The 19,469-nt window shown below is 61.8% G+C and carries 17 protein-coding genes; 15 read left to right on the top strand and 2 right to left on the bottom strand.

All coding sequences use genetic code 11. From position 1 onward, the window contains the following. The first annotated feature begins 134 nt into the window (after nt 1–134). From ATK23_RS07460 to secA, 12 genes are all read left to right on the top strand, one after another. Nucleotides 135–1,226, top strand: a complete 1,092-nt coding sequence (locus ATK23_RS07460) for an ABC transporter permease (RefSeq protein WP_066144207.1) — start codon at nt 135–137, stop codon at nt 1,224–1,226. A 2-nt stretch (nt 1,227–1,228) separates the two neighbouring features. Beyond that, nucleotides 1,229–2,215, top strand: a complete 987-nt coding sequence (locus tag ATK23_RS07455; RefSeq protein ID WP_066144210.1) for an ABC transporter permease — start codon at nt 1,229–1,231, stop codon at nt 2,213–2,215. Then, nucleotides 2,212–3,906: a dipeptide ABC transporter ATP-binding protein gene (locus ATK23_RS07450; protein WP_066144212.1), complete on the top strand. Its 1,695-nt coding sequence runs from the start codon at nt 2,212–2,214 to the stop codon at nt 3,904–3,906. The genes ATK23_RS07455 and ATK23_RS07450 overlap by 4 nt, the downstream gene beginning before the upstream one ends. A 108-nt stretch (nt 3,907–4,014) precedes the next feature. Further along, entirely contained in the window at nt 4,015–4,386 is a 372-nt protein-coding gene (locus ATK23_RS07445) for a chorismate mutase (RefSeq protein WP_066144215.1), read from the top strand. Then, the gene (locus ATK23_RS07440; protein ID WP_066144217.1) at nt 4,379–5,443 is read left to right on the top strand and encodes a uroporphyrinogen decarboxylase/cobalamine-independent methonine synthase family protein; all 1,065 of its coding nucleotides are present in this window, start codon (nt 4,379–4,381) and stop codon (nt 5,441–5,443) included. Before ATK23_RS07445 ends, ATK23_RS07440 begins: the two co-directional genes overlap by 8 nt. A gap of 136 nt (nt 5,444–5,579) precedes the next feature. After that, complete coding sequence (mtrA, locus tag ATK23_RS07435) at nt 5,580–6,260, top strand: MtrAB system response regulator MtrA (protein ID WP_066144220.1); 681 nt, start codon at nt 5,580–5,582, stop codon at nt 6,258–6,260. Further along, entirely contained in the window at nt 6,257–8,077 is a 1,821-nt protein-coding gene (gene mtrB, locus ATK23_RS07430) for an MtrAB system histidine kinase MtrB (protein ID WP_066144223.1), read from the top strand. The genes mtrA and mtrB overlap by 4 nt, the downstream gene beginning before the upstream one ends. Beyond that, nucleotides 8,077–9,780 carry an LpqB family beta-propeller domain-containing protein gene (locus ATK23_RS07425; RefSeq protein WP_066144226.1) on the top strand — a complete coding sequence of 568 codons (1,704 nt, stop codon included), beginning with the start codon at nt 8,077–8,079 and terminating at the stop codon, nt 9,778–9,780. The genes mtrB and ATK23_RS07425 overlap by 1 nt, the downstream gene beginning before the upstream one ends. A gap of 69 nt (nt 9,781–9,849) precedes the next feature. Further along, nucleotides 9,850–10,638: a ComF family protein gene (locus ATK23_RS07420; protein ID WP_083515712.1), complete on the top strand. Its 789-nt coding sequence runs from the start codon at nt 9,850–9,852 to the stop codon at nt 10,636–10,638. Nucleotides 10,639–10,807: 169 nt separating this feature from the next. Then, nucleotides 10,808–11,506 carry a ribosome hibernation-promoting factor, HPF/YfiA family gene (hpf, locus tag ATK23_RS07415; RefSeq protein WP_038990704.1) on the top strand — a complete coding sequence of 233 codons (699 nt, stop codon included), beginning with the start codon at nt 10,808–10,810 and terminating at the stop codon, nt 11,504–11,506. A 20-nt stretch (nt 11,507–11,526) separates the two neighbouring features. Further along, nucleotides 11,527–12,699, top strand: a complete 1,173-nt coding sequence (locus tag ATK23_RS07410) for a winged helix-turn-helix domain-containing protein (RefSeq protein WP_083515713.1) — start codon at nt 11,527–11,529, stop codon at nt 12,697–12,699. A gap of 133 nt (nt 12,700–12,832) precedes the next feature. Continuing rightward, on the top strand, nt 12,833–15,487 hold the full coding sequence (gene secA, locus ATK23_RS07405) for a preprotein translocase subunit SecA (RefSeq protein WP_066144234.1): 2,655 nt from the start codon (nt 12,833–12,835) through the stop codon (nt 15,485–15,487). Here secA and ATK23_RS07400 read toward each other — a convergent pair. Together ATK23_RS07400 and ATK23_RS07395 are read right to left on the bottom strand one after the other, a co-directional pair. After that, nucleotides 15,484–16,008 (bottom strand): Rv3235 family protein, encoded by a 525-nt coding sequence (locus ATK23_RS07400; RefSeq protein ID WP_066144236.1) that lies wholly within the window; start codon nt 16,006–16,008, stop codon nt 15,484–15,486. The two genes, secA and ATK23_RS07400, sit on opposite strands and share 4 nt — an antisense overlap. A gap of 41 nt (nt 16,009–16,049) precedes the next feature. Next, nucleotides 16,050–16,775 (bottom strand): LysM peptidoglycan-binding domain-containing protein, encoded by a 726-nt coding sequence (locus tag ATK23_RS07395; RefSeq protein ID WP_157066429.1) that lies wholly within the window; start codon nt 16,773–16,775, stop codon nt 16,050–16,052. Nucleotides 16,776–16,897: 122 nt separating this feature from the next. On the opposite strand from ATK23_RS07395, the gene ATK23_RS07390 reads away from it, so the two are divergent. The 3 genes from ATK23_RS07390 to ATK23_RS07380 all read left to right on the top strand — a co-directional run bounded on the left by ATK23_RS07390 (nt 16,898) and on the right by ATK23_RS07380 (nt 19,458). Next, the gene (locus tag ATK23_RS07390) at nt 16,898–17,458 is read left to right on the top strand and encodes a hypothetical protein (protein ID WP_066144242.1); all 561 of its coding nucleotides are present in this window, start codon (nt 16,898–16,900) and stop codon (nt 17,456–17,458) included. A gap of 90 nt (nt 17,459–17,548) precedes the next feature. Continuing rightward, the gene (locus ATK23_RS07385; protein ID WP_157801640.1) at nt 17,549–18,214 is read left to right on the top strand and encodes a CpaB family protein; all 666 of its coding nucleotides are present in this window, start codon (nt 17,549–17,551) and stop codon (nt 18,212–18,214) included. Further along, a complete protein-coding gene (locus tag ATK23_RS07380; RefSeq protein WP_066144246.1) occupies nt 18,211–19,458 on the top strand; it encodes a CpaE/TadZ family protein in 1,248 nt (415 codons plus the stop codon). The genes ATK23_RS07385 and ATK23_RS07380 overlap by 4 nt, the downstream gene beginning before the upstream one ends. The last annotated feature ends 11 nt before the right edge of the window (nt 19,459–19,469 follow it).

The following is a 19,469-nucleotide window of genomic DNA, read 5'->3' as shown; positions in this document are numbered from 1 at the left end:
CCTCGCAGACAGCAAACCTGAGGGGATCCGCCACGCGCCAGCATTGGCGAACGCGGTGGATCCCCTTGGCATGCGCCGTCAACGGCAACTCTCCACGGCGCATCGCCATGCATCCTGAACCAAAAGGACAGACGATGACTATCACGTCGCCACCGGGCCAAGAAGCAAGCCCGCTAGCAACACCCAAACCAGCAAAGCAGAAGGGCGGGGGATTCCTCCGGTACCTGATTACCCGATTCTTGCTGATCATTCCCACTGTCTTCATCCTCATCACAGTGGTGTTCTTCCTGATGCGCGTGACCGGCGACCCGATCACCGCGGCCCTGGGCGGACGGCTCACACCGGACCAGCTGGCCCAGCGCATCCACGAAGCCGGCTATGACCGGCCGATCCTGATCCAGTACTTCGAGTACCTGGGCCAGATCGTCACCGGAGACCTGGGCCGCACCATGAGCGATAACCGCGCGGTCACCGAAGTGCTGGCCACCTACGGCGCAGCCACCTTGGAACTGGCCATCAATGCGGTAATCGTCGCGCTGCTGGTCGGCATCCCGCTGGGCCTGGTCGCCGCAAAGTTCCGCGACCGCTACCCCGATGCCGTGCTGCGCATCCTGGCCATCCTCTCCTACGCCACCCCGGTCTTCTTCGCCGGCCTGCTGCTCAAGCTGGTTTTCGGCGTGTGGCTCGGCTGGCTGCCCATCAGCGGACGTGCCGACTGGCAGACCGAACTCGAGCTCACCGGATTGCAGAGCCCCAGCGGCATCTACTGGCTGGACGCGCTGCGCAGCGGCAACATGGAAGCATTCGCCAACGTCACCGAGCATGCGATCCTGCCGGCATTGGCGCTGGGCCTGCTCACCGGCGGCGTGTTCCTGCGCCTGGTGCGCACCAACGCGATTGGCACGCTGGGCCGTGAATACGTCGAAGCCGGCCGCTCGCGCGGTGTCAGCGAATACCGGCTGACCACCAAGCACGCCTACCGCCCGGCATTGATCCCGATCATCACCGTCATGGGCCTGCAAATCGCCATGCTGCTCGGCGGCGCGGTGCTCACCGAGACCACCTTCGAATGGTCGGGGCTTGGCTTCAAGCTTGCCGAATACCTCACCGCCCGCGACTTCGTGGCAGTGCAGGGCATCGTGGTGCTGCTGGCCATCATCGTCGCCGTCACCAACTTCATTGTCGACGTGCTGGCCGCCTTGATCGACCCGAGAGTCAGGTACTAATCATGAGCACAGCAACCCTGCCCACCTCGAACAAATCCTGGCTTGACCGGCTCCCGGTCATTTCCCACCTGCGCATGTCCTCGGGCCTGCAGCGCGGCATGCTGATTGCCGGCCTGACACTGTCTGGGCTGTTCATCATCACCGCCTTGTTCGCACCGCTGATCGCGCCCTTCGACTTCGCGCAGTCCTCGGACGCCTCGGGCGACTTCCCGCGCCAGGCTGCCCCGGACAGCAAATTCATCTGGGGCACCACCGCCACCGGCTACGACGTGTTCTCGCGCACCCTCTTCGGCGCGCAGACGGCCATCTGGGTGATCCTGGCCGCCGTGGTCATGTCCCTGTTCCTCGGCGTGCTGCTGGGGCTGGTCTCCGGCTACCTCGGCGGCTGGTTCGACCGCATCGCGGTGGTGCTGTCCGACGCGATCTACGCCTTCCCGTCCCTGCTGCTGGCCATCGTGATGTCCATCGTGATCTCGCAGGGCCAGTCCTCGCTCTTCGGCGGCGTGATGGCGGCCGCCATTTCCATCACCGTGGTGTTCATCCCGCAATACTTCCGCGTGGTCCGCGCCGAGGTGATGCGCCTGAAGGCCGAGCCGTTCGTGGAATCCGCCCAGGTGATCGGTGCCAGCCCATGGCGGGTGATGTTCGCCCACCTGCTGCGCAACGCCACCCGCACCCTGCCGCTGATCTTCACGCTCAACGCGACCGAGGCGCTGCTGACCCTGGCCGGCTTGGGCTTCCTGGGCTTCGGCATCGAGCCGACCAGCGCGTCGGAATGGGGCTACGACCTGAACCGCGCAATGTCCGATGCGACCAGCGGCATCTGGTGGACTGGCCTGTTCCCGGGCTTGGCCATCGTGCTCACCGTCATGGGCCTGACCCTGGTGGGCGAGTCCATGAATGACCTCAATGACCCGCGCCTGCGCCGCTTCAGCCGCAAGAAGGCCAAGCGCATCACCCAGTCCGGACAGGTAGGAGCAAGCAAATGACCAATAGTCCTGTCCTCAATCCAGCGGCCAACGCCGGCACCCCGGAGGTGCTGCGCGTCGAGGATCTGAACATCGATTTCGTCACCGACGCGGGCGCCGTGCCAGCGGTGCGCGGTGTCGACCTGCAGGTCAAGACCGGCGAGATCCTGGCTATCGTGGGCGAATCCGGTTCCGGGAAGTCCGTCACCGCACGCACCGCCTTGGGCATCCTTGCCGAGAACGGCGCCTCGCGTGGCGGCGTCTACCTCAAGGGCAAGAACATGCTGACCCTGCGCGGCCACGAGCTGCGCGAAGCCCGCGGCCGGGATGTGGCCATGGTCTTCCAGGAGCCATCCACCGCGCTGAACCCGGTGTACACCGTGGGCTGGCAGATCATGGAGGGCATCCGCGCGCACAACAAGATCTCCAAGAAGGAAGCCAAGGCGCGCGCCATCGAGGCGATGCGCCAAGTCGGCATCCCGGATCCGGAGCAGCGCGTGGACTACTACCCGCACCAGTTCTCCGGCGGGCAGAAGCAGCGCGTGGTCATCGCCGCGGCGCTGGCCCTGAAGCCGGAGCTGATCGTGGCCGACGAGCCGACCACCGCATTGGATGTCACTGTTCAGGCCGAAATCCTGCAGCTGCTGCGCGATTTGCGTGACGAGCTGGGCACCGCGATTGTCATCATCACCCACAATATGGGCGTGGTGGCCGATATCGCGGACCGCGTGATCGTGATGAACCAGGGGCAGATCGTCGAGCAAGCACCGGTGATCCAGCTCTTCGAAGCCCCGCAGGAGGACTACACCAAGTCCCTGCTGGCCGCCGTGCCGCACCTGGGGCGCGAAAGCGCCTCTGAAGGGCTGGCCGAACGCCCGCACCAGGATGCTGAAGTGCTGGTGGAAGCGGCGGGCCTGAAAGTGCATTTCCCCGGTCGCCTCGGCGCTCCGGGCTTCACCGCGGTCAACGAGGTGGACCTGAAGATCCACGTCGGGGAGGTCTACGGCCTGGTCGGCGAGTCGGGATCGGGCAAGACCACCATCGGGCGCAGCATTGCCGGGCTCAACCGCATCACCGGCGGCTCGCTGAAGGTGCTGGGCTACGAAATGGCCCAGTTCAAGGAACGCACCTTCAAGCCGCTGCGCGAGCAGATCGGATTCGTGTTCCAGGATCCAGCGGCGAGCTTCAACCCGCATCTGACCGTGGGCGAATGCGTTGCCGAGCCGCTGGCAGTGCACCGCGACCTGAATCCGCCGCAGACCCGTGCCAAGGTGGCCGAGCTGCTGGAGTCGGTGCAGCTGCCGGCCGGATTCGCGAACCGGTACCCGCACGAGCTCTCCGGCGGCCAGCGCCAGCGCGCCTCGCTGGCCCGCGCCCTGGCCCTGGAACCGAAGCTGCTGATCGCCGATGAGCCAACCAGCGCGTTGGACGTTTCGGTGCAGGCCAAGGTGCTGGAGCTGTTCCGCGAATTGCAGGCCGAACTGGGCTTCGCCGCCCTGTTCGTTTCGCATGACCTGGCAGTGGTCGACCAGCTGGCGACCTGGGTGGGCGTTCTGTTCCGCGGCAGCCTGCTGGAAGAAGGGCTGGGCTCCAAGGTGCTGGCCAACCCGATGCACGAGTACACCCAACGGCTCATTGCCTCGCTGCCGGTGCCGGACCCGCGCGAGCAAGCCCAGCGCCGCAAGCTGATCGAGCGGCTGAACGGATCCTGAGCCATCGGCAATCAAGGAACCACGGGCATGCCCCGGACACGGATTGGCACCGTGTCCGGGCACGTCACCTTGTGCGCAATCCGGCATGTGAACCCGTAAACTGGTGCCATGAACGAGCCGAAGAACACTGAGACCACCCAGTCATTCGACCCGCACGCGAGCTCGTTGCAGGGCGAGGTGAAGGATGAAGTCCTCGAAGAGCTGTACGCAATCCGCGGCAGCATCGACAACTTCGATGCCCAGCTGGTCTTCCTCTTGGCCGAACGCTTCAAGGCGACCCAGCGCGTCGGAATCCTCAAGGCCAAGCACCAGCTGCCGCCCAGCGATCCGAATCGCGAGAAGGCGCAGATCGAGCGCCTGCGCGCCCTCGCCGACGAAGCGCATCTTGACCCGGAATTCGCTGAGAAGTTCTTGAATTTCGTGATTTCTGAAGTCATCCGCCACCACCAGAACATTTCAGACTCGCACAACAATGCCTGAGCAAGAACTGCAGGTCGCTGAACGCCACGATGTCCACGCCACTGCCTTCTGCCAGTTCCCGGGCACCGACCCGCTGGCCATCCATGAAGTGGTGCGCGGCGAGTTGGGCGAGCCCAACCTCGCGGTCTTCCCGCAGCTGCCCGACCGCGGTGTCGGTGCGGACGCGGTAGGCCGCAGCGCCGCGCTGCTGGCAGACCTCGGCTTCGATTTGCAGCCGCATGGCTGGAGGATCGGCGTCACCGACGGCATCGATGCCCGCCGGGCGCGCAGCATCCTGCGCAGCGACGAGAACCTGCTCGCCGATGTTCTGGGCGCCGAAGCCCGTCCTGCCCAGCGGCTCAAGCTCACCCTGCTCGGACCGTGGACCCTGGCCGCCAGCCTGTACCTGCCCAACGGGGAGCGCGTGATCAGCGATCACGGGGCCCGGCGCGATGTCGTCGAGTCCTACGCCCACGGAGCCCGCGAGCAGCTGGACCGCCTGGCCCGCATCACTTCGCTGGCCGACTTCACCATCCAGCTTGATGAGCCGCTGCTGGGCGACGTGCTTGACGGCACCATCAGCACCGCCAGCGGCTACCGGACCCTGCGCTCGATTCCGCGCGCCGAAGTGCGCAGCTCCTATGAGCAGTTCTTCAAGGTGCTCGGCGGCGATTCCCAAGGCCAGCGGGTTGCCTCGCTGCTGAACCTGCCAACCCAGGACGAGCACTGGATTAAACGGGTCGATCTGCTGCACCAGGCCGGTGCCGGCGCGATGGTCATCGACCCTTCCGGCCTGACGCACCGCAAATGGGAACGGGTCGCCGGGCTGGTCGAAGGCGGGGATCGCGTCTTCTTGCAGGTGCTGGCCCCTTCCGAGCGGGCCCCGGGTGTTGTCGAGGCGGTGAACTCCATCCTGCGTCCATGGCGCCAGCTGGGATTGGGACTGGGTCAGCTCGGGGCGCTGACCCTGATGCCGCGCGGGGATTTCTCCCGCAGCAGCTCGGCCCAGGCCATCGAGAACCTGCAGCGGCTGGCCAGTTATGCCCAAGCGTTGGAACAGACACGCGTCGATGCCTAGCCAACGCCCTGATTCCTGCCGGTCACAGCGGAAAGGGGCCGTTGATCATGTATCTTAGGAATAGTGGGGTAGCGGATCTACCCGGTTTGGCCAGTTGGCGGAAAACCTCAGACCTACGGTTTCAGGGGGACATGGGATGAAGGCCCGGATTTTAGTCGTTGACGATGACGAAGCGTTGTCGGAAATGATTGGCATTGTGCTGCAAAACGATGGCTTCGATGCCTCGTTCTGCTACGACGGTTCCGGCGCTCTCGAAGCGTTCCGCGAAGCCAATCCGGACTTGGTGCTCCTTGACCTGATGCTGCCAGGCATCGACGGCATCGAGGTCTGCAAGCAGATCCGTGCCGAATCCGACGTTCCCGTCGTAATGCTCACCGCCAAGTCGGACACTGCCGACGCAATCCGCGGCCTGGAATCCGGTGCCGACGACTACGTGCCCAAGCCTTTCAAGCCAGCTGAACTGGTAGCCCGCGTGCGTGCACGCCTGCGTCCGAGCGAAACCCACGCCGCAGAGACTTTGCAAGTTGGCGAAGTATCCATCGATGTCGCCGGCCACCGCGTGACCCGCGGATCCGCTGTTGTTTCGCTGACTCCGCTGGAATTCGATCTCCTGGTGACCATGGCTCGAAAGCCTTGGCAGGTCTTCAGCCGCGAGCAGCTGCTGGAAGCGGTCTGGGGCTACCGCCATGCGGCAGATACCCGCCTGGTTAACGTCCACGTGCAGCGCCTGCGCTCGAAGATTGAAATCGATCCAGAGAAGCCGCAGATCATCCAGACCGTTCGCGGTGTCGGATACAAGGCTGGTTCGGCAAGTTGAGTTCGCACACGTCGGCCGGTACAGAGTTGGTTCCGGTCGATGTGCATGTCCATTCGCAGTCCAAGCCCGCGCGGTGGAGCAATATCGAGCAGTGGATCAAGCGCCCGTGGCACACGGCCAAGCTGCGCTGGCAACGCCACCTGCTGTTCCGCACCGTCATATCGACGCTGCTTTTCACCGCTTTGGCCCTGGTTGCGGCAGGCGCCTTCCTCTCCAACCAGATCGCGTCCACGCTCTACGAGGAGCGCGTCAACCAGATATCCAAGGAATCCGAGCGCGGCTTGACCCAGGCGCGCTCGATTCTTGAATCGGCATCCACCACCGACCGCGCCTCCACCCAGGCCCTGGTGAATTCCACCTTGGCTTCGCTGGAAGGCGATGGCGCAACCGTGGTGCGCGATTTCGTGCTGATGCCCATTGCCGGCGACCAAAGCCTTTATGTCGGTCCGATGGCTTCCGGTTCGCTGACCACCCGTGTGATCCCCGGCGATCTCGCGGAGCGGGTTGCAGGGGAGCAAGGCATCTATTGGCGTTCCATTGAACTGGGGGCCGATAACGCAACCAAGCCCGGACTCATCGTCGGCACCAAAGTCCTGATTCCGCCTGGCCGCGAATACGGATTGTACCTGGTCTATGACCTGTCCAGCGTGCAGGACACCCTCGAATTCATCAACCGCGCAATGGCTTTCACCGGCCTCATCCTGCTGGCTGTCGTAGGCTTCGTCGCGTGGTCGGTGGCCCGCACAGTGGTCCGCCCGGTGGCCGATGCCGCCTACGTTTCGGAGAGGATTGCCTCCGGTGATCTGGACCGGCGAATGAAGGTCGCAGGCAAGGACGAGGTGGCCCGATTGGGTACTGCCTTCAACCACATGGCGCACTCGCTGCAAGAGCAGATCACGGCGCTGAATAATCTCTCGGCCATGCAGCAGCGCTTCGTCTCCGACGTCTCGCATGAACTGCGCACCCCGCTGACCACCGTGCGCATGGCGGCCGAAGTGATCCACGATGCCCGCGAAGACTTCGATCCGCTGACCGCGCGCTCGGCTGAACTGATGTACAACCAAATCGAGCGTTTCCAGCACCTGCTCAACGACCTGCTGGAAGTATCCCGCTTCGATGCCGGTGTTGCGGTGCTTGACCGCGAATCCACCGACTTGAACGTCATCGCCCGCAAGGTCATTGACATCGCCACCCCGGTAGCCGATGAATACGGTTCGCTCATCCGCCTGAACGCGCCGAGCGAAGGCTGCGTCGCAGAGGTTGATCCGCGCCGGGTCGAACGCGTCATCCGCAACCTGGTGCTCAACGCGGTGGAGCATGGCGAAAGCAAGCCGATCGACATCACCATCGGATCCAACCAGAACGCGGTAGCGGTCACCGTGCGGGACTACGGCATCGGCATGACCGAGGAAGCATGCAACCATGTCTTCGACCGATTCTGGCGTGCCGACCCCGCCCGTGCACGGACGACCGGAGGCTCTGGCCTCGGCCTGTCCATCTCCATGGAAGACACCCGGTTGCACGACGGCCGGCTGGAAGCATGGGGCAAGCCGGGCATCGGATCGGTGTTCCGCCTGACCTTGCCGCGCAGCGAAGACCTGGAAATCGTGTCGTCGCCGCTTCCATTGGAACCGCCAGTTCCGGAGAGCCTGGCTAGCGTCATACTGGGGGACAGCTTCCCGCTGACCGGCGAGGTGCCGAAGATCGGGTATACCCCGCTGGTTCTCGATCCGGATATGGATGAGGAACCGCTGCATGATGATGTCACCGATCCGACCCTGGGCAGCAGCGAACAGAAGAAGGAAGGGGAGAACTGATGAGGAAGAGAATCTTTTCCAGCCTCGCCATCATTCTCTCAGCGGCGCTCGCGCTCTCGGGCTGCGCTTCGATTCCCAGGACTTCCACTGTCCAGCAGATCGAGGCCGAGACCGATGCCAGCGGCGCCGAAAGCTACAGCTACGCGGCGGAGGGGCCTGCAGCAGGTGCTGACGCGCGGGCCATCGTCGAAGGTTTCGTCGAGGCAGGCCGCTCGGTATCCGAGGACTACGCGGTCGCCCGCGAATTCATGGACGCGCAGCTGAGCAACACCTGGCGTGGCGACACGCAGACGCTGATCTACGATGCCTTCAACGTGGTCAACGGCGCGGATGCGAACCAGTACACGGTTCAGCTCGAAATCACCGGCGAAGTCGATGAGCATGGCGTGCGCACCAACTACCCGGATCATTCCACCCGCGCCGTGGATATCGAGGTCGCCAAGGTGGACAATGAATGGCGCATCACCAAGGCTCCGGACGGCACGATGCTCGAAGCCTCGACGTTCACCAAGATCTTCGCGGCGCAGACCCTGTACTTCTACGACTCGAGCTTCGCCTACCTGGTACCCGACATCCGCTGGTTCACCTCGGGTTCGGGCACCACCACCTCGATGGTGGAGGCCTTGCTGGACGGCCCGGCGCCGTACCTGCAAAATGCCGTCATCTCCGCTTTTTCAACGGCCAGCGAGCTGGTGCGTTCCGCGGTGCCGGTGCGCGATGGCGAAGCCACCATCGACTTGAATTCCAATACCTTCGCGGAAGCCACCGACCGGAACATCCTGCTGATGCGCCAGCAGCTGGAAACCACGCTGACCGGCCTTGCCTCGGTGGACTCGGTCAAGCTGCTTCGCGAGGAAAACGAAGTCAACCTGTCCACCGAGGACACGAATATCGAGCCGGCGAAGGTCAACCCCAGCACGCAGGATACATTGATCGGCATTTCGGACCAGTACCTGGTCTACGTCAAGGGGCTGTCGATCATCCCGGTGGGCGGGGTGCCGGATATTTCCGGCTACGACCCGCGCGACCCGGCCATGTCCCCGGTCGGCAATCGCTATGCCTTCCTCAATGGCCGCCGCACCCAGCTGTGGGGCATCGACGACAGCGGCCAGCTGCGGCTTTCGCTTGAAGGCCAGGAGCTGATCCAGCCGTCAATGGATCTGGCCGGCTGGACCTGGACCGCGGATAACGGGGCATCCACACCGATCAGGGCGGTCCCTGCCGACACCGAAATGAAGGGCGAGGCCCGTCCCATCGACGTGGCCTGGCTGGAAGGCGCCCAGATCGATTCACTGCGGATTTCCCGCGACGGCGCGCGGGCCCTGATCGTGGCCACCGAGGGCAACAGCACTTCGGTCTACGTCGCCGGAGTGATTCGCGATGCTGAAGGCGTTCCACGCGGGCTCACGGATTCGCCAATGAAGATCTATCCAGAAGTACCGGTTAACACCGCATTATGGGATTCCGACAGCTCCATCATCGTTGCCGAGCTCGGTGATGACGAAGCCGTTGAAGCGGCCCAGATTACCTTTGAAGGCGGCAGCGAGCACCTGCAGCTGCTGCTGGGCATGGTCGGCATCGCTACCGGGGTCGGCAACCGGCGCGAGGTATATGCCGAGACCAATGAAAAGCTGTATACCCGGGTCGGAAACTCATGGCATGAGCTTGACGATTTCGCCCAGGATGTCGCCTATCCAGGTTAAGCCGGGGCCGGTTCCACAGTTCGCCGGCGGCTAGTCCGGCCCAGTCGGATCATCCGCCATTCTGGCCGCATGGAGATTCCCCAGGAGTATTTGCGCTTCCTTGATGAGCTGTGCTGCAGCCGATCCCTGCGCTGGCTGGGATTCGGCACCAGGGAACTTGCCAACTTCCTGCTGCCCGCCAGTTGCGCGGTCTGCGGCCGAGCAGATTTTCGGCTTTGCCCCGAATGCCGCAGCGAGATCCAACGCCAGCTGAGCCTGCCGCCATTGCCCGACAACCAGCATCTCTACGTCGAGCTTCCGGCGCTCGGGCTGCAGCTCCCAGTGACGTCTTGCGGCACCTACGGCAAGGCGCTGGCTCGCGGATTACTGGCCTACAAGAACAAGCAGCGCTACTTCCTGGGCGCCGTCTTCGCCCCGTATCTGGCTGCCGCGCTGAACGCGGGGTGCATCCCGCAACGTCAGAACCTTCCTACTCTGGTGGTGCCGGTGCCCAGTTCCCTCAAAGCCACGGCGCAGCGAGGATACTCGCCGGTGATGACCATGCTGGAGCACGGACAAGCTCGGGGGCTGCTCTCGGCAGCTCTCCAGTGCCGTTCTCTGCTTCACTACCGTCTGGGTTCCGCGCTGGGAGGTGCGCAGAAAACCAAGAGCGGCTCAGACCGGCGCGGCGGCCAAACCCACTTCGTTGCCGAGCGTGCCAGCACCATAGGCCAGCCGGTTATCCTGGTCGACGACGTGCTCACCACCGGTTCTACCTTGCGGCACGCGGCCATGGCCTGCCATGAGGCAGGATATGACGTCACCTGCGCCGTCGTTCTGGCATTGACGAAACCGCCCAATACCGGCCCTGAACAGTGATTACGCTAAACGCGATCGGAATTTGTGGGCTTGGATACTTGAATCTTGGCCACGGTGGCATAAGGTGAAGTATGGGTTGCATCACAGATGCAGCGAAAAGCCCATCTTCAGTCCGGAAGGATGGATCTTTCGGACTGTTGTGTCACCCGACTCTCTATTGGAGGACACCATGGAGCTGAACTACAGCGGACGAAACATCACCATTTCGGATCGTTTCCGTGAGTATGTTGATGAGAAAATCACCAAGGTCGACCAGCTGGCCACGAAAGTGCAGCGCATCGACGTTAAGGTCCTCAAAGAAGCACATGCTCGTGATCAGAGCACTGCACTGTCCGTTGAGTTGACCGTTGTTGGCCGTGGTCCAGCAATTCGAGCCGAGGCTCGTGGAGCAGACAAGTTCGCGGCTTTCGACATCGCGTTCGCCAAACTGCTTGAACGCCTGCGCAAGGCCCGTGACAAGCGCAAGGTCCACCGTGGCAACCACACTCCTGTAGCTGTCCACCAGGCAACCGGCAGCCTGCCAACTGCATCCAGCGGCAAGACGCTGGTTGAAGAAACCATTGAAGCCCAGAAGGCCGCGGAAGCTGCCGAAGCAGAGGCCAACGCCGAGTACTCGCCAGTGGTCATCCGCCGCAAGTCCTTCCCGGCTGAAGTGATGAGCGTGGATGACGCTGTGGATCGCATGGAATTGGTCGGCCACCCGTTCTACTTGTTCATCGACGAGGCCACCGGTGAGCACGCTGTGGTCTATGGCCGTACCCAGTACCAGTACGGTGTCATCACCCTGGACCCATCGCTGAACGCCAACGAAGAAGCCACCAAGGAAACTCGTGGCTATCGTGATAAAGCACTGGCCGCCGAAGGCTAGTCATCGCAACTGCAACTAGCATGGGCGGCCAACGCAACCTCAGCCTCTCACAGGCACGGAGAGTCGCGTTGGCCGCCCAAGGCCTGTCCAAAGGCAGGAAAGAACAAGCTGTCACCGCACGGAAAATCGCCGCTGCCATTAGTGGCATTGCGCAATTGCAGATTGACTCGGTGAACGTGGTTCGCCGGGCCCACTACATGCCGATGTTCGCCCGGCTCGGCTCTTATGACACCGGCATCCTGGATCAGCTGTTGGCCAAGCCGCGCAGCCCGATCACCGAATATTGGGCCCATGAGGCTTCGGTGGTCAGTTCCGAGCTGATTCAAGACCTGCGCGTATGGCAGCGCCGTACCTGGGTAGACCGATCGGACGGGTTCTCCGCAGAACAGCTGGAGCTCTCGGATCGCGTCCTTGACTATTTGTCCGACAATCCCGGCTCCAGCGCACGGCAAATCAGCCGCGCGCTGGATGTCGCCCCGGTCCAGGAAAAATCGCATTGGGGATGGAACTGGAATGACACCAAGTTCGTCACCGAATCGCTTTTCGCCCAGGCCAAGATCCTCTCGCTGGGACGCAACTCCCAGTTCGAACGCCGTTACGCACTGGCGGCGGATGTCGTTGGCGAGCAAGGAGAAGTTGATACGCCGCACCGGCAGGAAGCCCTCGCCCGTTTGGTCGCCCGCGCCATGGATGCCCTGGGGATTGCCACCGCTCACTGCGTCGCAGAATACTTCCGGCTACCCATGCGCGCTGCCAAGGAAGAGCTCGCGCGGCAAGCGCACGACGGGCACGTCGAAGAAGTGGCCGTTACCGGCATCTCCGAGCCCTGCTACCTGCAGGCCGGGACCAAGATCCCGCGCAAGGTCGATCACGACCTGCGTTTGCTCTCGCCTTTCGACTCGATGGTTTTCAACCGCCGCCGGCTGGAAATGTTCTTCGGGTTCGAGTACCGTATCGAAATCTATGTGCCGGAAAAGCTGCGCCGCTATGGCTACTACGTCTTCCCGATGCTCTACGGCGAAGAATTCGTGGGTCGAGTGGATCTGAAAGCCGACCGGGCCAAGTCGGTGCTGCATGCTAAGCAGGTGCACTACGAACCGGGCATCGATGCCGTCATCGAACCTGAATTGCGAGCCGAGCTGGATCGACTAGCGCGCTGGCTGGATCTTGGAGAAGTGAAAATCGGGCTGTGAAAGGCCTGTTGCCCGGATCGCCGTTCGCTATAAGAACAGTGCAAACGGGATAGAAATAGACAAATGCGCTGTTTTCCTCACGTAGACTGAAGACGCCAGAAATTACTGTGCTTGAGATATTGGGAGCTACCACGTGGCATCATTGCTAGAACGTATTTTGCGTACCGGCGACAAGAAGACCTTGAAGACTCTTCGTAAGTACGCCGACACGATCAATACGTTGGAAGTCGAAATTCGCGAACTTTCGGACGAAGAGCTCAAGGGTGAAACCGACAAGTTCCGCGAACGTTTGGCTAACGGCGAGACGTTGGATGACCTGCTCCCAGAAGCTTTTGCAGTGGTCCGCGAGGCCTCGGACCGTGTCCTTGGCATGCGCCACTTCGATGTCCAGCTCATGGGCGGCGCCGCCCTGCACATGGGAAACATTGCGGAAATGCGCACCGGCGAAGGCAAGACCCTGGTAGCGACCGCACCGGCCTACCTGAACGCCTTGACCGGCAAGGGCGTGCACGTGGTGACCACCAACGACTTCCTGGCCCAATACCAGTCGGATCTGATGGGCCGCGTCTTCCGCTTCCTCGGCTTGAGCTGCGGTTGCATCCTTTCGAACCAGAAGCCTGCCGAGCGCCGCAAGCAGTATGAAGCCGATATCACCTACGGCACGAACAATGAATTCGGCTTCGACTACCTGCGCGACAACATGGCGTGGAGTAAGGACGAGCTGGTCCAGCGCGGCCACCACTTCGTCATCGTCGACGAGGTCGACTCCATCCTCATCGACGAGGCCCGTACGCCGCTGATCATTTCCGGTCAGGCCTCGGGCGACGTGAACCGCTGGTACACCGAATTCTCCAAGATCGTTTCGCGCCTGAAGCGCGAAGACGATTACGAGGTCGACGAGAAGAAGCGCACCATCGGCGTGCTGGAGACGGGCATCGAAAAGGTCGAGGACTACCTCGGCATCGACAATCTCTATGAAGCCAACAACACCCCGCTGATCGGCTTCTTGAACAACGCCATCAAGGCCAAGGAACTGTTCAAGAAGGACAAGGACTACGTCGTGGTCAACGGCGAAGTCATGATCGTCGACGAGCACACCGGCCGCGCGCTGCAGGGCCGCCGCTACTCCGAGGGCATGCACCAGGCAATCGAGGCCAAGGAAAGCGTTGAGATCAAGGCCGAGAACCAGACCTTGGCCACCGTGACCTTGCAGAATTACTTCCGCATGTACGAGAAGATCTCCGGGATGACCGGCACGGCGCAGACCGAGGCCGCTGAATTCATGAGCACATACAAGCTCGGCGTGGTGGAAATTCCTACCAATAAGCCTGCTATCCGCATTGACCAGTCGGACTACATCTACAAGAATGAAGTCTCCAAGTTCAACGCTGTGGTCGAGGACATCGCCGAGCGCCATGCTACCGGGCAGCCGATCCTGGTGGGCACCACCAGCGTCGAGAAGAGCGAATACCTCTCGCGCCTGCTGTCCAAGAAGGGCATCCGCCACGAGGTGCTCAATGCCAAGCAGCACGCTCGCGAAGCTGCAGTCGTCGCGATGGCCGGCCGCAAGAACGCTGTCACCGTTTCCACCAACATGGCCGGCCGCGGTACCGACATCATGCTCGGCGGCAACGCGGAATTCCTTGCCGTGGCCGAGATGGAACGCCGCGGCCTGGATGCCGAGAACAACCCGGAGGAGTACAACAAGCTCTGGGACGAGGTCTTTGCCAAGGCCAAGGAAACAGTTGCCAAGGAGGCGAAGGAAGTTGCGGAGCTTGGCGGCCTGTATGTGCTGGGCACCGAGCGCCACGAATCACGCCGCATCGACAACCAGCTTCGCGGCCGTTCCGGTCGCCAGGGCGACCCGGGCGAATCGCGCTTCTACCTGTCGATGACCGATGACCTGATGCGCAGGTTCAACTCCGGCATGGCCGAACGCATCATGAACAACCCGTCCATGCCAGATGATGTGGCGCTGGAATCCAAGATGGTGTCCCGTGCCATCGAATCCGCCCAGGCCCAGGTGGAAGGCGTCAATGCCGAGCAGCGCAAGAACGTGCTGAAGTACGATGACGTGATGAACCGCCAGCGCGAAGCGATCTACGCTGACCGCCGTTCCATCCTGGAAGGCGGGGACCTCGAAGAAAAGGTCGGCCATTTCCTCGAGGATGTCGTCAAGGCCATGGTCCTGGAAGCAACCCAGGTTGGCGGCCCGGACGAGTGGGAGCTCAAGCAGCTGTGGACCAACCTCAAGCAGTTGTACCCGATTGGCATCACCATGGATGAAGTCATCGAAGAGGCTGGAGGCGTGGGGCACCTGTCCGCGCAGTTCCTGGAACGCGAGATCCTCTCGGATGCCCAGTACCAGTACGAAGAGCGCGAGAAGCTGGTAGGTTCCTCCACCATGCGTGACCTGGAACGCCGTGTCGTGCTCTCCACCATTGGCCGCAAGTGGCAGGAGCACCTGTACGAGATGGATTATCTCAAGGAAGGCATCGGCCTGCGTGCCATGGCCCAGCGCGACCCTCTGGTCGAGTACCAGCGCGAGGGCTACACCATGTTCCAGACCATGATGGAAGGCATCCGCGAGGAAAGCATCGGCACGCTCTTCAATTTGGAGATCCCCACCGGCGCCGATGCGGCCGCCGCACCGGTGATCGACGAATCAGCGAAGCCGAAGAACCTGCAGTTCACCGGACCGGATGAAGATGGTGAAGCCAGCACCACCCGCGCCCAGGCTTCTTCGAGCAAGAAGAAGACCAAGAACAAGAAGGCGAAGCGCAGCTAGATCAGCTCCATATCCGTCACCTGCCACCGTCCGTGCCAAGGCTCAATTTTCAGGGCCACGGCACGGACGCGGTATTTAAATCCCAGGATAACTGTGCATTCCCAAGAGCCCGACAAGCAGCGATCCAGGTGCAAGGAGATGATCTGGCCGTGCGCTGTGCCCGGCAGCGGTTCGAGCGTGTAGCTCGCTGTTTCCAGCAGGGCACGTCGCCGGAGCTTGGCGATGCACGAAGGCTCCATCACGAATGCCAGCTGATTGACGGTACGATAACCGGCCACGATTTCGAACACTGCACGGGCTACGGCGTGGGAAATTTCTATGATCGCCCGGTGCTCGGTACGGTAAACGGCCGAGCGGTGGAAGATATTGTCCAAGGCTCGACGCAGGTGCGCCGGCGCTTGGCATGGGTCGGTTTCCGGAACGGTTTGCGCCGGGATCGGCTCGGTGTAATTGGCAGCGTAGGCGTCTGGATTGTAGTAGCTGGTGTTGGCGCTACGCGGGCTGATGGCTATGGTGCTCATGATGACTCCTCAGTGGGTTCGGGTGATGGTCGTGATGGCGGCTAGCTCGCTGGCGGCAGTTCAAGCACCGTGCCGATGCGCAGCAGGTCAGGGTCGGCGCCGATGGTCTTTTTGTTGTGCTGGTAGATCTTGGGCCAATAAGCGGAAATCTCTTCCACGGTGGCCTGCGCCCCCAGATGCTCAGCGGCAATGCTCCACAGGTTCTGCCCTTCGGCGACCACCACTTCGTTGCGCTGCACCGCGCGTTGGCGAGGATGGTTCGTGCCTGGGGATACGAGCGGGCTCAGCGGAACGCTCATGGCATCGGGGAACCACTGCGGGCTGGGTACCGAGGTCTGCTGGCGGACCGGATAGCTGGCCGGCTCGTGGTTGGCTCTGTCGCTCGCCGGGGACTGTGCCAGCGAAGCTGGCAGGGGCTCGCCCGCATAGGCAACGGCAACCGAGGAGAAAGCAATTGAGGTTCCAAGCACTGAGCCGAGGATCCTCTTGCTCAGTCTGGGTGCGAATCGCTGGAAGAACCGCGTCAATTTCAGTTTCTTGTGGGTGAACGCCCAGCGGATCAGCTGGGCCAAGGCCATCCGCAGCAGGTACAGCGCGAGCAGGGTGAGGAACGAAAAGCTGACGAGAAGCCTGATGTAGTCAGCTGTGGTGCGCTGGTCGCCCACGGATTGGACGTAGCCGGTGATCCACTGGATTCCCACGTAGATAATGACCATTGATGCTGCCGAGAAGAGCAGCAGCATGAATTTTCGTCGCTGGCGAGACACCTAAACCATCTCCTTGAATGAGATTTGATGTCATTTGATGATGTTTGATATTTATAGTTGCACTTAGAGATAGTTTTGTGAATAGGGTTACGCAAAAATGTTTAGTCTCGTACAGTTGGCGCATGCGGTGGGATTCGCTGTTCGATGACTTGGAGGCTCAGCTAGCTGAACAGAGCCGAGCGCAGTTGCGCGACGAAATTGCCGAAAACGTCAGGGCCGAACGGGCGACTGCAGAACTTTTGCCCACACTGATGCGGTTCCATGGACGTGAATTGTGCCTCAGGCTGACCGGGGGAACGGAGCTTCGCGCACAGCTCGGTCCATGCGCCGCAGACTATATCTGCCTTGAAACAGAGCAGGCGCAGTGGGTCGTCCGCAGTGCCGCAGTAGAATCCTTCTCGCTTCCGCAGGGGCGCGTCACTGCTGCGGGACAACGCGCACCTGGCAGCGCGGTGAAGTTTTCCACCGTTCTGCGTGGGATGCTTCGGGATCGAGCTCGATGCCACGTTTTTAGCCGCGCGGGAGGCTCATTGGCTGAAGGAACGCTGACGCAGGTAGCCAGGGATTTCCTGGTAATTCTGGTGCATCCTCGCGATGAATTCGCCAGAGCTAAGCAAGCCTCATCGCAATTGCTGATACCACTCGATGCCATCGGTTGGGTCGAAGCGGTCAACCTCTCGTAATCCACAAGTGCGCTAGAGGTCTTTCCAGCAGGCCCAACTTGTCGTAGGCTCACCATCCATAAGCACCAATGCTGGCGGAAGGTCAATGCCTTGATCACAGAACAGATCGCCCAGGACGCGCGGACAAACACTGCATCACGTGTGCGACGGCCCAGCTGGAAGGACCCGCGCTTAGCACTAGGTGCCGTGCTCGTGGTCGCGTCGGTTGCAGGAACCGTGTACTTGGTCGGTGAATTGCATCAGACCTCGACGGTGTATGTGGCCAGCACGAATATCACCCTTGGCGAGAAGCTGACAAACGAGAACATGAAAACTCAAGAAGTCCAGCTTGGCGGAACGCTTGAAAACTATCTGCACACAAATGCGGAGCTCGGCGAGGAAGCCCGCGCGAATACCTTTATCAGCGCTGGGCAATTGATACCTGTCACCTCAATTACGCACAGCGACCTTGGATCGCGCAGGCCGGTCAATGTCGAACTCCCGGCAGACCTCTCTTCTTCGATCACGCCAGGCAGCTTCGTCGACGTCTGGATTGCCAAGCGTGAAAGCAGCGGCAACACCTACGGAATCCCGGAAAAGCTTTCGTCCATGGTCGAAGTCGCTGCACGCGTTGAGAGCGGCGGGGGACTGGTGGGAACCCATGGCACCAACCTGGAACTGCTGGTCGAACCTAACCAACTCGAACCGCTGCTCCAGGCGCTGGCCAACGAGTCGAGAATCATCGTCGTCTACAACCCGGCAGGAACCGCGCAATGAGCATCTCGGTCGTGGTGCTCGGCGACCAGGAGAAAATCGTCCGGCAAATAGAAGGCTACCGTGGCGAACTGATGGTCACCCGGGCTTGCGCCGATATCGCTGAAGCCATCGCTGCCTGCGATACCGGAATGGCTGACGCGCTGATCATCGCGGACGCCCAGCTGGTGCCACCCATGGAACAACTCGATGCGCTCTTGCTGCAGCAGACAGCAGTGGTCCTGCTCTTTGACCGGCCTGAAAACTGGCAGCCTTTGCCAGACGTTCTGCATTTGCCGGCCGCTTCAGCCATGGCCGAGCTCGAAGGACGCATCAGAACCGCCGTTCAGTCCCTGACTCATGCCGGAGCCGACGCCGCGCTCGGCGGATTCGAGCCGGAGGACGATGGCAACGGGCGAAGCGGCCGAATCGTCAGCTTCTGGAGCGCCCCAGGGTCTCCCGGGCGCAGCACCGTAGCACTGAACTACGCAGTGGAAGTTGCAGCAGCAGGAAAAACCGTGGTGCTTCTTGACGCCGACACCTATGCCGCCAGCATCGCCATTCAATTCGGGCTCATGGACGAGTCGGCTTCAATCGCGCAGTTGTGCCGCGCCATCGACGCCGGTACTTCGGATGTGGCCCGGCTCGACGCCGCATGTTCCCTGGTCCAGGTCGGGGAGGCGACCATGCGCGTGGCTACCGGAATTCCACGTGCCAGCCGGTGGCCCGAAGTCCGTGCCTCGGCGCTGCGTCGAGCTGCGATGCTGCTCAAGGTCCACTACGACTATGTCGTACTGGATTTGGCTCCGTATATTGAACTCGACGAGCAGCTCAGTTTCGATACTCAAGCACCACAGCGCAACGCTGTCACGGTGGAGATGCTGCAGTGCTCCGATGAGCTGTTCATGATCGTGCGCGCCGACAGCCTGGGAATTCCGCGTGCGCTTCGGGCCATCGACGAACTTGACGAAGGGCTGCCCGGACTGAAGCCGAGAATAGTCTTCAATCGGGTGGGTTCCAGCAGCACCGGACGCAACCCGAAACGCAGGTTGATCGAAGCGTGGGACAGGTTCGGTCCGACCCACGACGTCGCCGGGTACCTGCCCGAGGACCATGCCGTGTGCAACGCGTCTGTGCTCGGTGGAAGTCCGTTGCTTGAAATCGCCCCAAAGTGTTTATTGCGTACGGAAATACGGGCTTTGGCGGGCATAAAATCCACGGATTCAGCCAAGAAACGGAATAGTCGTCGAATTCGCGCCGAAGCTTGAACCGCAGCGTT

This window comes from Glutamicibacter nicotianae (assembly GCF_002797775.1).
Taxonomy (GTDB): Bacteria; Actinomycetota; Actinomycetes; order Actinomycetales; family Micrococcaceae; genus Glutamicibacter; species Glutamicibacter nicotianae.
This window is presented reverse-complemented; position numbering and strand designations above follow the sequence as displayed.

What these genes read in the sequence shown, in the direction of transcription:
- ATK23_RS07460 (WP_066144207.1), top strand. Translation starts at nt 135, where the DNA reads ATGACTATCACGTCGCCACCGGGCCAAGAAGCAAGCCCGCTAGCAACA.
- ATK23_RS07455 (WP_066144210.1), top strand. Translation starts at nt 1,229, where the DNA reads ATGAGCACAGCAACCCTGCCCACCTCGAACAAATCCTGGCTTGACCGG.
- ATK23_RS07450 (WP_066144212.1), top strand. Translation starts at nt 2,212, where the DNA reads ATGACCAATAGTCCTGTCCTCAATCCAGCGGCCAACGCCGGCACCCCG.
- ATK23_RS07445 (WP_066144215.1), top strand. Translation starts at nt 4,015, where the DNA reads ATGAACGAGCCGAAGAACACTGAGACCACCCAGTCATTCGACCCGCAC.
- ATK23_RS07440 (WP_066144217.1), top strand. Translation starts at nt 4,379, where the DNA reads ATGCCTGAGCAAGAACTGCAGGTCGCTGAACGCCACGATGTCCACGCC.
- mtrA (WP_066144220.1), top strand. Translation starts at nt 5,580, where the DNA reads ATGAAGGCCCGGATTTTAGTCGTTGACGATGACGAAGCGTTGTCGGAA.
- ATK23_RS07425 (WP_066144226.1), top strand. Translation starts at nt 8,077, where the DNA reads ATGAGGAAGAGAATCTTTTCCAGCCTCGCCATCATTCTCTCAGCGGCG.
- ATK23_RS07420 (WP_083515712.1), top strand. Translation starts at nt 9,850, where the DNA reads ATGGAGATTCCCCAGGAGTATTTGCGCTTCCTTGATGAGCTGTGCTGC.
- hpf (WP_038990704.1), top strand. Translation starts at nt 10,808, where the DNA reads ATGGAGCTGAACTACAGCGGACGAAACATCACCATTTCGGATCGTTTC.
- ATK23_RS07410 (WP_083515713.1), top strand. Translation starts at nt 11,527, where the DNA reads ATGGGCGGCCAACGCAACCTCAGCCTCTCACAGGCACGGAGAGTCGCG.
- ATK23_RS07400 (WP_066144236.1), bottom strand. Translation starts at nt 16,008, where the DNA reads ATGAGCACCATAGCCATCAGCCCGCGTAGCGCCAACACCAGCTACTAC.
- ATK23_RS07390 (WP_066144242.1), top strand. Translation starts at nt 16,898, where the DNA reads ATGCGGTGGGATTCGCTGTTCGATGACTTGGAGGCTCAGCTAGCTGAA.
- ATK23_RS07380 (WP_066144246.1), top strand. Translation starts at nt 18,211, where the DNA reads ATGAGCATCTCGGTCGTGGTGCTCGGCGACCAGGAGAAAATCGTCCGG.